Below are 14,057 nucleotides of genomic sequence, written 5' to 3'. Positions count from 1 at the left end.
ATCTGGGTGGCGGTCGCTCGGCCCTAGGCCATATCCGCCGATTTCATGTTGTGCCGTCAAGTCTAGGAGGGCCGGGAGGGAAAGTAAATGATATTTTTTTATGTCTCTTGCCAGTGCTTCACAATCAGGGTATTGCCTGGCGCGCGAGGATTTTGTTAGTGTCCACTGAGAGGGGCGTATCAGAAAGGCGGCACGGAGAACAGGCATGATCAGCAAGCGACTACTTCATCTACCGGGAGCCAGGATGGGCGCCAGCCTCCTGCTGGCCCTCCTGCAGACGATCGGCGCGTTGGCGGAGGTCCTCCTCCTGCCGGTGGCCATCGCGGCCGTGGGCCGTTCCCTTGGCCTGCCTGTCCCTCATGCCCTTGCCTGGGTGCCTGGTCGGCCCGGACCCTTGGCGGCGCTGATAGGCGGGCTGATCCTGGTTCGGCTCCTGGCCCAGGCGGTCGCCAGGTCCGTCAGCGCCCGGCTGGCTGATGGGATGGGCAAGGCGCTCTCCCAGGCCCTCTACCTGTCCGTGTTTGACCCCAATAGGCAGGAGGACGACCTGGGCGTTCCGGCGCAGACCCTGGCCAGGCTTTCGACCGAGGGGGTCAAGTCGGTCGTCTCCTACTTCACGGCCTACATTCCGGCCCTGGTCCAGACCGCCCTGATGCTGGTCGTGGCGCTGGCTGTCCTCCTGCCTGTCAGTCCGCTGGCTGCGGTGATCGTCGTGATCGGCATGGTGGCCCTGCCCCTGGCCTCCAAGCCCACCATGGGCGAGAACATCAAGGTGCAGCTGGGCCAGTTGCGCAAGTACGACAAGGTCGGCGTCCACTTCGAGCATGCCCTGAGGGGGCTCAACACTTTGAAGATCTTCGGGGCAGACCAGCGGCAGGCTGATGACCTGGCCGAGGAGTCCGAGGGGTTTCGCCGGATAACCATGGGGGTCCTGGGCGGGCAGCTGCGCTCGCTGATCAAGGCCGACGTGGTCATCTACACCAGCCTTATTCTGGCGGTTGCAGCGACGGTCCTGATCGGGCAGGGCGGGCCCGCTCGAGTGCTGTCCTGCCTGGTTGTTGCCCTGGCTGGGGTCCGGCTCTTCGCCCCTGAGCGGCAGCTGGTCTACATGATGCATTCTGGCATGGTCGCCATCAAGCAGGGCAAGGCCATCGACGATATTCTCCAAGCTCGGCAGGGGAGCGACGGGGAGTCAGCGGCTCCGGGTACGACTCCTGAGTCACGCAAGAGTACGGGTTCGGAGACGGCTCCGGAAGCGAGTCTCGAAACTTCTGAGGTAGCAGTTCGGGAGTCTGACTCGGAATCCGCTTCGAAGCAAGCAGATCAGGCGGATATGTCTGGCGACGATTCGTTGGGCATTCGCGCTCGCGATTTGACCTACACCTATCCTGACGGCTTCCAGGCTCTGACCGATCTGAACTTCGACCTGCCGGACAAGGGGCATGTGGGCTTAGTCGGTGCCTCGGGCTCCGGCAAGAGCACCCTGGCGGGTCTGCTGTCCGGGCGCCTTCAGGGGTATACCGGAGAGCTGACCATTGGCGGGCGCCAGATCAGCGACCTGTCTCGCGAGGATCTGGTCGGCCTACAGACCGTGGTTCGGGGAACCGATCACCTCTTCACCGGAACCATCAGGTCGAATCTCGATCCGGCCGGACTGGGCTACTCGGATTGGGAGCTGCAGGATGCGCTGGACCAGGTCGGCCTGACCGGTCTTGTCCAGAGCAAGGGCGGGCTGGACGCTCCTATTGATCCTGAGGGAGGCAACCTATCTGGAGGGCAGCGCCAGCGCCTGTCCATTGCCCGCGGACTCCTGCGGCGTTCCCCCGTCTACATCTTCGACGAGGCTACCAGCGCCGTGGACCGTGAACATGACGCCACTCTGGCTGCTCTGATGGATGCGCTGGGCAAGGAGACCCTGGTCCTGACCATCACCCACCGCCTAGCCGGGGTTCGCAATGCCGATTCCATTCTCTTCTTGCAAGGGGGCCGTCTGGTGGAAAGCGGCGGTTTCCGTGATCTGATGGATGCCGGGGGCGGATTTGCGGCCCAGTGGAAGGAGCAGGCCCAGTATGAGGACGGGGAGTGACGACATGCAGCAGACAACGAGCAACCTGACGATGATGCGCCGCATGGCCCGGCTGATGAAACCTCTCGCTGGCACGGAGGGCAAGGCCATCCTTTGCGGCAGCCTGGGCCACCTCTTCGCGGTCTGGAGCGTGATGGCTGCCGCTGCGGCCCTGATCGGTCTGGTCACGGACTGGCCCCCGTTGAATGGCCAGTGGGTCGTCTGGGCCCTGGTGGCGGTTCTGACTGCTCTCAGCCGTGGGGTCATGGCCTATGGGGAGCAGTACTACAACCACGAGATGGCCTTCAGCATGCTCCGCGACATCCGCACGACGGTCTTCGACAAGATGCGGTCCCTGGCCCCGGCCGGCCTGCGGGACCAGGCGCGCGGAGACATGGTGACGGTGATCACCAACGACATCGAGCTGCTGGAGATTTTCTACGCCCACACCCTTTCACCCATCGCCATCGCCCTGGTGACCTCTCTGGCCAATTTGGCCCTGCTCACCTGGCTCTCACCTTGGATGGGTCTAGTCGCCCTGGTCTCCTACCTGATTGTCGGCCTGCTCATCCCCATCCTGAGCGCCAGGCCCACCTTCAAGGTGGCCATGCAGGAGCGAACGGCCCAAGCCAATTTGCACTCTCTACTTCTGGAGACCCTGCAGGGTCGCACCGAACTGGCGGGGCTGGGCGCCCTCGGTAACACCCGTCGCCGGGTGGGAGCTGCCACGGATCAGATGCTGGATGTCCGGGGGCGCACCTCTGGGCGGACCATCACCAACGACATGGTCACCAACGTGGTCACTCTGATCTGCGCTGGAGTCTTCACTCTGATGGCCTGCTATCTAGGTTCGGCGGGGTTGGTGGATCCTGCCCGGGGAATGCTCGGACTGGTCGGCTTCCTCTCCTCCTTTGCCCCCTTGATACCTGTGGCCCGGCTAGGCGCTGGCCTGCAGCCCACATTGGCCGCGGCCCGACGGGTTTTCTCGCTTTTGGACAAGGAGCCGCCTGTACGTGAGGTGGAATCCGATCATGGGAATCCCCTGACTGAGTTCACCGGAGAGGAGGCCAGGGCAGTTTCCTTCTCCTATGCCGGCAAGACTGACACGGGCAAGACTCACTCGGGTGAACATGGTGGTCGAATTACGGTTTTGGATAATCTGGATCTTTCCATCAAGCCTGGCGAGCTGATCGGCATTCAAGGCGCCAACGGGGTCGGCAAGTCCACTCTGATCGACCTGCTAATGCGGTTCCAGGAGCGCAGTGGCGGGGATCTGACGGTTTCCGGCCTGCCTATCGAGACCATTCGCACCGCCGACCTGCGCGCCCAGCAGACTCTGGTGAGCCAGGACACCTACATATTCAGTCTCACGCTGGCAGATAACATCACCTTGGCTCGGCCCGATGCCAGCAGAGCGGACATTGAGCAGGCAGCTCATGACGCCTGCCTGGATGATCTGATTGACCAGCTGCCCGACGGCTTGGATCATCTGCTTACTGACAACGGCTCGGATCTGTCCGAGGGGCAGCGGCAACGAGTGGCCCTGGCTCGCGCCTTTTTGAGCTCGGCGCCCTTCATGCTCCTGGATGAGCCCACCAGCAACATGGACGCCCTCTTAGAGGGCCGTGTTCTGACCAAGCTGATTGAGCGAAAGGGTGACCGTACCTGTCTGATCGTCTCCCATCGCCCCTCGGTCCTTGCCAGGGTTGACCGTCTGCTAACACTGCAGGATGGCAGACTAGTCTCTGTCTGAATCTTAAATATGCGGCGTGCTGGCTCAGCATTGACTTATACGCTTAATGTTCTCATGCGGCTGCGGATACTGGTTCATGTCCTTGCCAGTTAATCGGAGGAACAACGAGTCCACTCATGGACCTTCTGTCTTCAATTGAGCGTCGAGGCACGGGAAGATTTCTATGCCGATGGACTCGAATGATGCGTGCGCTAAGCGTAGTGGTCTGTGTTTGGTATCAATTAAAATTTAGACCTTGATCATCTATCCTGTGACCTTTGGCACTTACCTGAGGACAATAAAACTCAGTCTGCATTAACACTTGGTAAGTTGCAGTTATTCTGATTGGCGCAACTAGTATCTTTTTTAACTGTTGCTGATCTGAGTAGATTGCGCACATCGAAAGCTCTGGTAAGACGATTAGTTGATGATGAGTTTTAATCATATTTTGCGCTCATGGTGTGGCAGTGCAGACCTGTCTATTGTGGGAAAAGAGGACTGCGGCCAGTAAACAATAAGTGCCGATGCGACTTAACCTTGTCAATGATGTGAATAGACACCGGCTACATTTTAGAGCCTAAATTTTGAAAGGCCGCACTAAATTCAGGAATTGGTATTTAATGCGGCCTTTTCTAGTCTGCCATCGAAGTATCGGAAGCAATTAGAAGCTATGTTATTTTGCTAATTAGTTCTCGTCTAAAAGCAGGTAGCTTTTGTATGTTTCTAGCATTTTAATTATGTACGCACCAAGGTTCTTCTGTGACTGACTTTGTTTACCTATGCGTCGGAAAGTACAATTGTTATTTAATTGGGTATTCACATACTTTATTAGATCATCAATTTTGTTTATCCCTGATTTTCTAGTCAACCTGATTAGTGGGAGAGTAAATGGTTTAGTGTTTGGGAGCGGTATGATGTGTCGTTCGTCATCCTCGCTCTCCGATTCACAAACGAATTCAGAAGCGAAAGTATGGAACCAGTGGTTTTTTGCTATATCAAATTGATATCTTTTACCTTTAGCATTAATGAAGTGATCAAGGCGGTCTTTATAATAAGGATTTGCTCGTTGCTTCGGAATTTCTCTCCCCGAGGAGTCCCTAGTCGACGATTTTTTCACAACCTCTGAATACAATTCATACAAGATCCTTCTTGATCTTTTTTCGATTGCATTTTTTTGCTGTTCTTCATCACCGCATAAATCGCGGAAAAAGTCAGTCATCTCAGCAATTTCTGGATTTGCTGCTTTTTCCTGGTATATCTTGATTTTATCAATGACCTTTTTGTCTTTGCACTCGTCATTGGTGGCTTTATCTAGCCATATAAGATTACCTAACTGGTGGGTAATTGAATGTTGCTCTTTACTGTCTGGCAAAATGTGTTCGACATTCCAAGAGAAACTCGACTCAGTACCTGCACCTTTATCTTTTTGATTCAGTATCTTTCGGTAACAACGTATACGGAGTAAATATCTAACTTTTGCACGAGACGTGTTATCTTCGTCTTTATTGCTGTACTCAAAACCTCCGTCAGCATGTATCATTTCCTCTATATCTTCATCTGAAATTTTCCCAATAATATCGGAGATCTCATCTTCGAGGTTTCGGATATACCATGCTGTCATTTCGTTCCGTAGGCTCTCATCTAGATAGCCTTTTCGGGCGCAATTAGCTAAGCAGTGAGCCGTGTCCTGCAATATGCCGGTATACTTACTCCCCCTTATATTTCTAAAGGTTAAGAATAAGAAAGCTACAGCGAGGTAATCTATCAGTTCTATCAGCACTGCGGGTTTCAGTGCCTTTTTCCGGCATGCGTGTAATGCACTCGCAAGAAGAGGAAAGCTTTGTTTGGCAACTTGTATTTTTACCAGATAATGTATCCCTTCTTTAGCGTGCTCAAGATAGTCGCGTGGAATTTCACCTCTCTGTAGAAGGTCCGTATTGTACAGCGCAGATACATCAGGTGCGAAATCGACTGCACGTTCCAAAATTTCTTTTAATTCTGTTTTGCTTGCCTGGTCATATGTATCCTTATAATCATCGTATAATTTATTGCGACCCACCTTAGGGTCTTCAACAGCAATCCAAAAAAGATAAAAGAACTGTTCGAGATTGACCCATGTGTCTGCTATCGATCCGGACTTCGGGTCGTATGCTGATAGGCATTGTTTGATACTGCCCCAGAGTTCATAAGCTTCATAGGGTGGATTTTTCGTAATACGCTCGAAAATATTATTCTTTATGAGATCAACAGGCTCAAGTTCTTTTCCTTTAGAATTGAGAGATTCGAAGATCTCATTACTTTGTTTTTCAGAACGTGTACTCAAAATTGCTACGGCAGGTGTACAAAGCTGTTCTCTAATACCATAGAGGATTGTTGAGTAATTGCTGTACTTCTGATACAGATTTTCGACACCAATATGACCATCCTCGTCATCAGGGAAGGAGAGAAGTTCGTTAAATGTAGGATTGTTAGCAAGCGATTCAATGCCGAGATTAGTGTATATGTATTTGTATGCCTCGATTAGATTCTTCTCGGCTTCGCATTTTGGCTTTAGGCACTTTGCCGCTGCCTGGTCCTTAAATATAAGCGTGTTCATAACGTCTTCGCCAGTTTCGATTTTTAATCGACAGTCGGTATGATTTTTATATGGTGTCTTTGGCGTTCTCAGGCGATCATCTCTAATTGCCTTACCATAGTTACGATACTGTGAAATTAGATCTTCCCACTTTTGTGAGGGATTGTCGGAACCTAGTATTGCTGCAATTTGATTCTGAATGTCATTCGCTGTGTCGGCAAAACGATTACTAAGAGCTCCGAGGAATAAATATGTTGTTGTCAATCTCTGCTGTCCATCAATAACTTCTAATGAGCCTGAGTTTATATTCCAGATGCCCTTAAAAATCATGGTGCCGACAAAGTAAGATTGACAGATAGGGCGTATAGAGCCGTTGTCGTTACGAAATTGAAGTCGGTCCACTATATCCGTAAAGAATTGCTCAACCTGGTGATTTTTATTTTTGTTGTTCCAGCTATAGTCGCGCTGGTACTGAGGTATTATGAAGCATTTATCAATCCCAGGTACAAATAGATTACCGAGAGTTTCCATTGAAGGTTCAATCTGATCTTCTGCGCTATCTGTTGGAGCATCTAATGTATTCATGTCAGTCCCCGTCGTCATTGAATTTCTTATTGCTTACCTCACAATAAATATAGCTCTTTGCAGGAAATTCATCCTAATATGCATGTCTATGGATTAGCTCTTCTGAATGTGCACCGTTTCTTGTCTGATTTGTTGTGTTCTATTCGCGTCATGCTCAACGACTATTCCGTTTTTCTTTTGATGATTTGGTGGTTGAAGTCGAGTTTAAGGCTGTCGTCCTTATAGTGTTTCCCAGTGCTGTCGTTCCGTTCAATACGAACCGTTTGCTCTGGCTGGTTTACTGCTGCGCGCAGCTCCGTAAAGAATAGTTTTTGCTATTGAACGCGTATGCCTTTGTTTGTGGTTCGAGCATTGGTATCCGCGTAGCGAGGTCAACAGGTTCGTTTGTATTTTTGAGTCCGGATGTCAGCTCAGCCTTGATGTCTGGTTTGAATCTGATGCTGATGGCTGCGGCTGTTTCCCCACTGACATTAGTGAGCGTGATGGCGCTGTTGTTTTCGTTCGATTGCTCCGATTTTAGCTTCTGCAGTCTATTTCCCACCGTCTGTGGTGAATTGCTCGCAAGCGGGTCTCTTCTATAGCAAAGTCCGAAGATAGACATCAATAAATTGTCCATATACGTGAGTTTCCCGCAATCACTCTAGATCGCCAGGGAGCGAATCATACATAGACAGGCTATTGAGCTTAAACATCACCAAGGTATTTGACAATCGTCAAAAAGATAAGAATTAGTGGGAATTGAGATGATTATATAAGGATCTAGACGATAGATTTCTATGGATGACGAACACACTGCACAGTTTGTAATCCAGGAACGGTGGTTGTCTGCTTTCAGTAAAGATGAAACAGACTATGGCTTTAGAATAATAGAAATCAGTGCTAGAAAGCTTAAAATTCACTGTTGCTCAGCAAATTAAGAGCATCAGACATCGATCTAGCCTTGATGTTCACGAGAGTAAAAGTCGGATACCGAATGCAAAGCATGAGAGTTTGTCCATTGCTTAGGAGCAGTAAGGAGCTGTGCTCGGACTGAGCGAATGCCATGATAGTATTCGTTTTCAATGTCGGACAAGGTACCCAAAAAATGGGTATAGTGAGCGGTAACCTTATTTTCCTTTCATTCCAACCCGCTAAGATGCTTTAGCGGTTAAGATGTCGGCCTAAGTGCGTGGTCGCGAAACATATATTTGTATATATCCCTCAGCTTTTTCTAGATCTATAAAATTGTGAGCCTTTTGTGCCTCGTTAGCAACAGCTATAGAATGCTAAATTTTATCGAACACCTGAATAACTGTGGTAGCGGATGGGAAGCACTACCTGCATGATTTCCTATAAAAAAGACAATCTATATAATATATCAAAAAAATTGATTTGTATTGAATAATTTTCGATGGGACGAAAGAGACTTACCTGATGCAGATTATTTGATTATCTATTTTGACCTAGTACCAAAACAAATTGCTTTCTAAAAAGCTCGGTTTTGTCGATCAATATTTGTGTCGTCACTGTATGATGATTTATTAAATATGGTCCCATCATATCAATAGCGATAAGGGGTGTTGAAGCATATGGGAATAAGGAATGTCCTCTCCGAAGTGATGGATCGGTATCTCTCTACAAAGGATTTTAAGGAGGTGGCTTATGATATGAGAGTAAAATATAAAGAAGAAATATCCGCTAGTCTTCCTTCCGCTTATGAGCAGCGTAAGGTAAAAGGTTCGGCAGGTTCCGGCGGAAAAGCGCAGGTGCCATGGTTCTGCATATTTGATGAAAGAGTAACCAATAAAGCGAGCAAGGGATATTATCTGGTCTACCTGTTCAAGACTGATATGAGTGGGGTATATCTGTCGCTGAATCAGGCGTGGCAGCCATTCAGCAAACAAGGCGTGATAGGTAGAGAGAATATACGCAGGGTGTCCGAAAGGATATGGGACACGTTGAAGCGGAGAAGGGATGTTCCTGTCGGTTTGCGTACATCTATTGATTTAGCATGTTCTGGTCATAATGATGACCTGGCTAGGGGGTACGAGCAGGGACACATCTGTGGACTGTATTACGCGGCCGGATCGTTACCAGGTGAAGACCAGCTGGAAAAGGATCTCGAATGCATGTTGAAGGTTTATACCAGTTTGGTGGATATGTTCATAGGCGAGAACAATGCTAATCCGTTCGATCAATATCAGGCCCTGATTCCAGAAGTTTGCGAGACGAGCGACAGCGTGTCCAGCATTTTGCATGATTTTTCTGAGCTAGTGCCGGTTGATGAGTTTAGAGAGGTCCCTTTCCCCGGTTCTGCCCCACGGGCACCATCTGCTCGGCCTAGGAGAAGCGCCCCCTATAAGCCTGATTATGAGCTTATGCAGAAACAGAGAAAGCGTTCGGGAGAAAAAGGCGAGCAGATGGCGATGAGACTGTTGAAGCACTTGTATCCGTCGTGCGAAATATTGCATGTGTCCGCTACAGATGACGGAGCGGGATTTGATATTCGAGTTTCTGGGTCCGCTGTTGGTGAGGAGCTGCATGTCGAGGTAAAGGCTACAGAGAAAAAAAGTGAACATACCTCTTTTCATATATCAGCCAATGAACTTAGACATGCCAGAGAAGACGGTGAGCAATTTATGCTTCTCCGACTATTCGATATCGATGGCAGGCATCCCGGTTATTACAAGATCACAGGAGCTGAAGTGCAACATCTTGTTCTTACCCCGAATAGTTATAATGCGGAAATAAGTTGATGTAGCAGCTCGGGACGGGGATCATAAGATGGGTGTATTCCATTATCTGCAGGTTTTAATTTGGCGCGTTGGGCACCGATTCTATTTTCTTCAAAATTAGTCTTTCATTATGAGAGTTGATGCTACGTCTAGCAACTTGAGCCTCGCCTAGGTGGTCGATTTCGACTTCTAATATATTTTTTCGGATGGTTCAGCGGGATTTCCTGGGTTCTCTTGGAGAACTCAGCTGTTATGGCACGCGGCGCTAGCGATTAGCCTTATTTTGCATCATTCGGTACCAATTGAGGTTAATTGCAAAAGGCTAGTAATTCGAGGGGAATCCTGTCTAAATTTTCTTTGTGAGTTGTCATGATGCAGATGATGACGTAGCTGTGTTGAACCAATTACGGCATTATGAAAGCGGGTATAGAAGTTGATGGTTAGCGATCATATATCTACTCGTAAACCAGCAGACAATAATCCATACCGCAACTGCTATGCACGATTATGACTCCCCAGCGTACGAGTAAGTGGCACGGAGGAGAGCGGAATGAGTCTCTCGCATTGGTGGCAAGTAATGTGTATGAGTCTAGACCTCTGGTAATCATGAACCGTCGTATCAATCAATAACACCAGTCAGATATGAGGTTTTAAAAATTCAATAATCTCACATCTTTCAAGTGGAGCTAGCCGGATTCGAACCGGCGACCCTCTGCTTGCAAAGCAGATGCGCTACCAGCTGCGCCATAGCCCCGTAAATGTGTAAAGAACTTCAACCACGCAAGAAATGCGTGGGCCTGGGAGGACTTGAACCTCCGACCTCATCCTTATCAGGGATGCGCTCTAACCAGCTGAGCTACAGGCCCATGCCGTGTGACCGAAGAATCACACAAATGGATAGCTTACCATAGTGTCCCCTCAAGTCAATCTCGGCGGCGTCGCGTCGCGTCTTGGCGGAAGAATGGGAGTTATGAGGCGGAAACGGCGTGCGGAACCAGTCAGGTCGGAGCAGCTGGAGGTCGGGGGCGAGACGGTTCTGGTCATCAGGAAGCGGATCACCAATGTCTATCTGCGGGTCAAGCCGCCTGACGGCCATCTGGAAGTGACGGCACCTCTAAAGCTGAGCGATGACCAGATCCGCGCCTTTATTGACGGTAAGCGCCGCTGGATCGCAACCACTAGAGAACGTCTGGCCCGCTCACGCGATGTCTACGCCCAACCCGGAGCCGATGGTCAGCTGTCGCCGGACCGGTCTGAGGCCGAAGCCAAGAGAATTCTCCAGGATAGGCTGCCGACTCTGCTGGATCGGTGGGTCCCTGTGGTAGGTCGCCGGCCTGAGCGCGTCAGTCTGCGGAAGATGAAAACCCGCTGGGGTTCCTGCACCCCTGCCACTGCCAGCATCCGGCTCAACACCGACTTGGCCTGGCTGGATCCTGACCTGCTGGAGTATGTGTTGGTTCATGAGCTGACCCACCTCTACGAGCACGGTCACGGCTCGGGCTTCCGTGCGCGGATGAATCACTATATGCCTGACTGGACCGAGCGCCGTCGTCGTCTTAACCGCTATCTGGCTTTGTGACCCGCAAAGCTTAGACGTCTGAAGTTATGACTTCGAGATCCATGACTTCTAGATTCATGACTCTTGGAGTCATACACTCCTCATGAGTCCTGAACTTGTGGACGGGGAGCTTGTAAATTACGAACCTGTGGCATCATCCGTGCTGATGATTTCGCGCCCGAACCCCTCCTGGGCCATCTGGTGCGAAGTTGGATTGATTTTTGATTGTCCTGTCTATCATGATCTAACCTGACTATGCGGTCTGATTCAGCCCGATTTGGCTTTGATCTATTCAGATTCAACTAATCTGCCATTGATTCGTTCTGATCCTACTTACTCAAGTCTGGTGTAATGCACCACATTTGTCATCGAAGACCGACGGGAGACTGCCGCAGCCCCTGCTGGTGCGCTAGCGTTAAAGAAGAGGGGCGATCCTGCAGCAGTTAGGCAGGCTCCCTGCGACTCGGAGGCGCGTGTGGAGCCGATCCGGGGCAATAGATCATGAAGGAGCAGTTGAAATGACGGAATCCAAGAAGACAATCAAGCGCGCCGTGGTGACCGGCGCCTCCAGCGGCATCGGCCAGGCCAGTGCGCGTGCCTTGGTGGACAAGGGCTGGAAGGTGGTCGGCCTGGCCCGACGCGAAGACAATCTCAAGGCTTTGGCCGACCAGCTGGGTCAAAACTTTACCTATGAGGTCTGCGACGTGACCGACGAGGACTCCACCCAGGCTGCCGTCGATGCTGTGCTCAAGGGCGGTCCGGTCAAAGCTCTGGTCAACTGCGCCGGCGCGGCCTTCGGCAAGGATCCGGTGGCTACCTCCAGCCTGGACGATTGGCGCGGCATGTACGAGCTGAACGTCATCGGCACCCTGCGGGTCATCCAGAAGCTGCTCCCGGCCCTGAAAGAGTCGGAGGGCACGGTCCTGGTCATCTCCTCCACGGCAGGCATCGAGCCCTACGAGGGCGGCGGCGGATACTGCGCTTCCAAAGCGGCGGAACGGGTCATGGCCCGCATTCTGCGGCTGGAGCTGATCGGCGAGCCAGTGCGCGTGGTCGACATTGCCCCTGGTCTGGTCCACACCGACGAGTTCTCCCTGAAGCGGTTTGGCGGCGATAGCGACCGGGCCGATGCGGTCTACGCAGGGGTGCCCGACCCGCTGACCGCCGACGACATCGCCGGATGCGTCACCTGGGCCCTGGAGCAGCCCGACACTGTGGACATTGACCAAATCGTGGTCCGTCCCCGGGCCGAAGGCTCCTACACCAAGCTTTACCGTCGTAACTGAGCCTGGTAAGGGACCGATGCTGTCAAAACTGATTCTGTCAGAAACCGAGCTTGGCAGGTTGCTTCTGGCAGGAACCGGGTCGGCGGAGGTTGAGTCTTGGCAGCTAAGCCTATGTGTGCCTGGCGGAACGCAGTCGACCGGGAATGGTGCCGACGGCCACGATGAGTACGGACAGGATCGACCCTGCCAGCACGCCCAGCAGGGCTGATTCCAGGTGCGGGGATCCGGCGAAAGCCAGGTTGGCGATCAGGAAGGACATGGTGAAGCCGATTCCGCAGAGCTGGCAGAGGCCGATCAAGTTCCCGGTCGTGGCGCCGGCCGGTGTCCGCAGCCCCAGATGACCTGCCAGGATCAGCATGGTTATGATCCCCAGGGGCTTGCCCAAGGCCAGTCCCACCGTGGCGCCCCAAAAGACCCGGTCCGTCAGCAGTCCGGGTCCCAGCTGATCCAGGGAGATGGACAGCGAGAAAAAGGCGAACACGGGCAGGACTACCAGGGCGCTCAAAGGGGTCAGGAAGTGGTCCAGCCGTTCAGCCGGTGATGACGTCGGGTTGCGGCTTGGCTCAATCACAGTTGGTTCGAACCCAGCTGGTTCGGTATTAGCTTGACTGGTCCCTGGTGGATTGGTCTCGGTCGGTTCTGTCTCGGATGGTTCTGTCTCGGTTGGCCGGTGCTCGCTTGGCTCAGTTATGTCCGGCGCGGTATTGGCCGAAGGCTCTTCCGCTTCTGTTGCTTCCGCTTTGGCCGCATTCGGCCTGGCAACAGGGGTCAATAGGCCCATCGCCACTCCCGCCAGCACCGGGTGGATTCCAGTCTTGAAGAGGCTGTACCAGGCCAGCAGACCGCCCCCAAGGGCGCCCAACAAGCAGAGAAATACCAAGGGTCGCCAGAGCCGGGCGGAACGGCTCACCGCTCGGACCAGCAGGGCCCAGACCACTAGGCCGGCCAGGCAGGCAAGCAACCAGCTCGGTTGCCCCAAGCTGGAGTAGCCCAAGGCGATCAGCAGGACGCCGATCAGGTCGTCGAAGATGGCCAGGGTCATCAAAAAGGCCTGCAGGGCGGGCCCGGCCTTGGGCAGGAGCAGTTGCAGAGCCGCCAGGGAGAAGGCCACATCGGTGGCCGTTGGGACAGCCCAGCCACGCAAACCAGCGGGGGAGCCCAGGTTGAACAGGCAGTAGATCAGGATGGGTACGGCCACACCGCCCAGAGCGGCCAGCATGGGCAGCAGGACCTGCCTGTGGTCGCGCAGAGTGCCCGTGGCAGCCTCCTGGCGCAGATCAAGACCCATGGTCAGGAAGAATATGGTCAGCAGCCCGTCCTGTATCCAGTCCTTGAGAGACAGGTTCAGTCCACCGGGCAGGTCCAGAGGAATCCAAGCGGCAAGAGCGTTCAGCCCCGGCCCGGTCTCTGGCAGATTGGCCAGGATCAGCCCGGCCAGGGCGCAGACCATCATGAATAGCCCGGTGATCCGATCATTTTCAGCCAAGGATGACAGAGCTGCGAAGAAGTTTGAAGGATGAAGTCGGTTGTGTCGGTCCCTGT

At 52.6% G+C, this 14,057-nt stretch carries 7 protein-coding genes and 2 tRNA genes; 5 read left to right on the top strand and 4 right to left on the bottom strand.

Annotated elements, in window-relative coordinates:
- Positions 1-205: 205 nt before the first annotated feature.
- Together H3U89_RS03445 and H3U89_RS03440 are read left to right on the top strand one after the other, a co-directional pair.
- The gene (locus H3U89_RS03445; protein WP_198178488.1) at positions 206-2,086 is read left to right on the top strand and encodes an ABC transporter ATP-binding protein/permease; all 1,881 of its coding nucleotides are present in this window, start codon (positions 206-208) and stop codon (positions 2,084-2,086) included.
- A complete protein-coding gene (locus tag H3U89_RS03440; RefSeq protein ID WP_198178489.1) occupies positions 2,070-3,818 on the top strand; it encodes an amino acid ABC transporter ATP-binding/permease protein in 1,749 nt (582 codons plus the stop codon). Before H3U89_RS03445 ends, H3U89_RS03440 begins: the two co-directional genes overlap by 17 nt.
- A 664-nt stretch (positions 3,819-4,482) precedes the next feature.
- On the opposite strand, the gene H3U89_RS03435 is transcribed toward H3U89_RS03440, so the two are convergent.
- Complete coding sequence (locus tag H3U89_RS03435) at positions 4,483-6,957, bottom strand: DUF262 domain-containing protein (protein WP_198178490.1); 2,475 nt, start codon at positions 6,955-6,957, stop codon at positions 4,483-4,485.
- 1,568 nt (positions 6,958-8,525) lie between these two features.
- Between H3U89_RS03435 and H3U89_RS03430 the strand changes: the two genes are divergently transcribed.
- Entirely contained in the window at positions 8,526-9,692 is a 1,167-nt protein-coding gene (locus H3U89_RS03430) for an MrcB family domain-containing protein (protein ID WP_198178491.1), read from the top strand.
- Between the two features lie 660 nt (positions 9,693-10,352).
- Here the strand turns inward: H3U89_RS03430 and H3U89_RS03425 are convergent.
- Together H3U89_RS03425 and H3U89_RS03420 are read right to left on the bottom strand one after the other, a co-directional pair.
- Positions 10,353-10,425: transfer RNA gene (locus H3U89_RS03425), tRNA-Ala, on the bottom strand.
- A gap of 38 nt (positions 10,426-10,463) precedes the next feature.
- Positions 10,464-10,537: transfer RNA gene (locus tag H3U89_RS03420), tRNA-Ile, on the bottom strand.
- Positions 10,538-10,641: 104 nt separating this feature from the next.
- On the opposite strand from H3U89_RS03420, the gene H3U89_RS03415 reads away from it, so the two are divergent.
- On the top strand, positions 10,642-11,250 hold the full coding sequence (locus H3U89_RS03415; RefSeq protein ID WP_198178492.1) for a M48 family metallopeptidase: 609 nt from the start codon (positions 10,642-10,644) through the stop codon (positions 11,248-11,250).
- A gap of 497 nt (positions 11,251-11,747) precedes the next feature.
- The gene (locus H3U89_RS03410; protein ID WP_198178493.1) at positions 11,748-12,515 is read left to right on the top strand and encodes an SDR family oxidoreductase; all 768 of its coding nucleotides are present in this window, start codon (positions 11,748-11,750) and stop codon (positions 12,513-12,515) included.
- Between the two features lie 109 nt (positions 12,516-12,624).
- On the opposite strand, the gene H3U89_RS03405 is transcribed toward H3U89_RS03410, so the two are convergent.
- The gene (locus tag H3U89_RS03405; RefSeq protein WP_198178494.1) at positions 12,625-14,001 is read right to left on the bottom strand and encodes a Na+/H+ antiporter NhaA; all 1,377 of its coding nucleotides are present in this window, start codon (positions 13,999-14,001) and stop codon (positions 12,625-12,627) included.
- Between the last annotated feature and the right edge of the window lie 56 nt (positions 14,002-14,057).

The organism is Bifidobacterium sp. W8104 (assembly GCF_016100735.1).
Classification (GTDB): Bacteria; Actinomycetota; Actinomycetes; order Actinomycetales; family Bifidobacteriaceae; genus Bombiscardovia; species Bombiscardovia choladohabitans.
This window is presented reverse-complemented; position numbering and strand designations above follow the sequence as displayed.

Bases quoted from the DNA above. Each gene is read 5' to 3' on its own strand.
- H3U89_RS03430 (WP_198178491.1), top strand. From the start codon at position 8,526: ATGGGAATAAGGAATGTCCTCTCCGAAGTGATGGATCGGTATCTCTCT.
- H3U89_RS03445 (WP_198178488.1), top strand. From the start codon at position 206: ATGATCAGCAAGCGACTACTTCATCTACCGGGAGCCAGGATGGGCGCC.
- H3U89_RS03415 (WP_198178492.1), top strand. From the start codon at position 10,642: ATGAGGCGGAAACGGCGTGCGGAACCAGTCAGGTCGGAGCAGCTGGAG.
- H3U89_RS03410 (WP_198178493.1), top strand. From the start codon at position 11,748: ATGACGGAATCCAAGAAGACAATCAAGCGCGCCGTGGTGACCGGCGCC.
- H3U89_RS03440 (WP_198178489.1), top strand. From the start codon at position 2,070: ATGAGGACGGGGAGTGACGACATGCAGCAGACAACGAGCAACCTGACG.
- H3U89_RS03435 (WP_198178490.1), bottom strand. From the start codon at position 6,957: ATGAATACATTAGATGCTCCAACAGATAGCGCAGAAGATCAGATTGAA.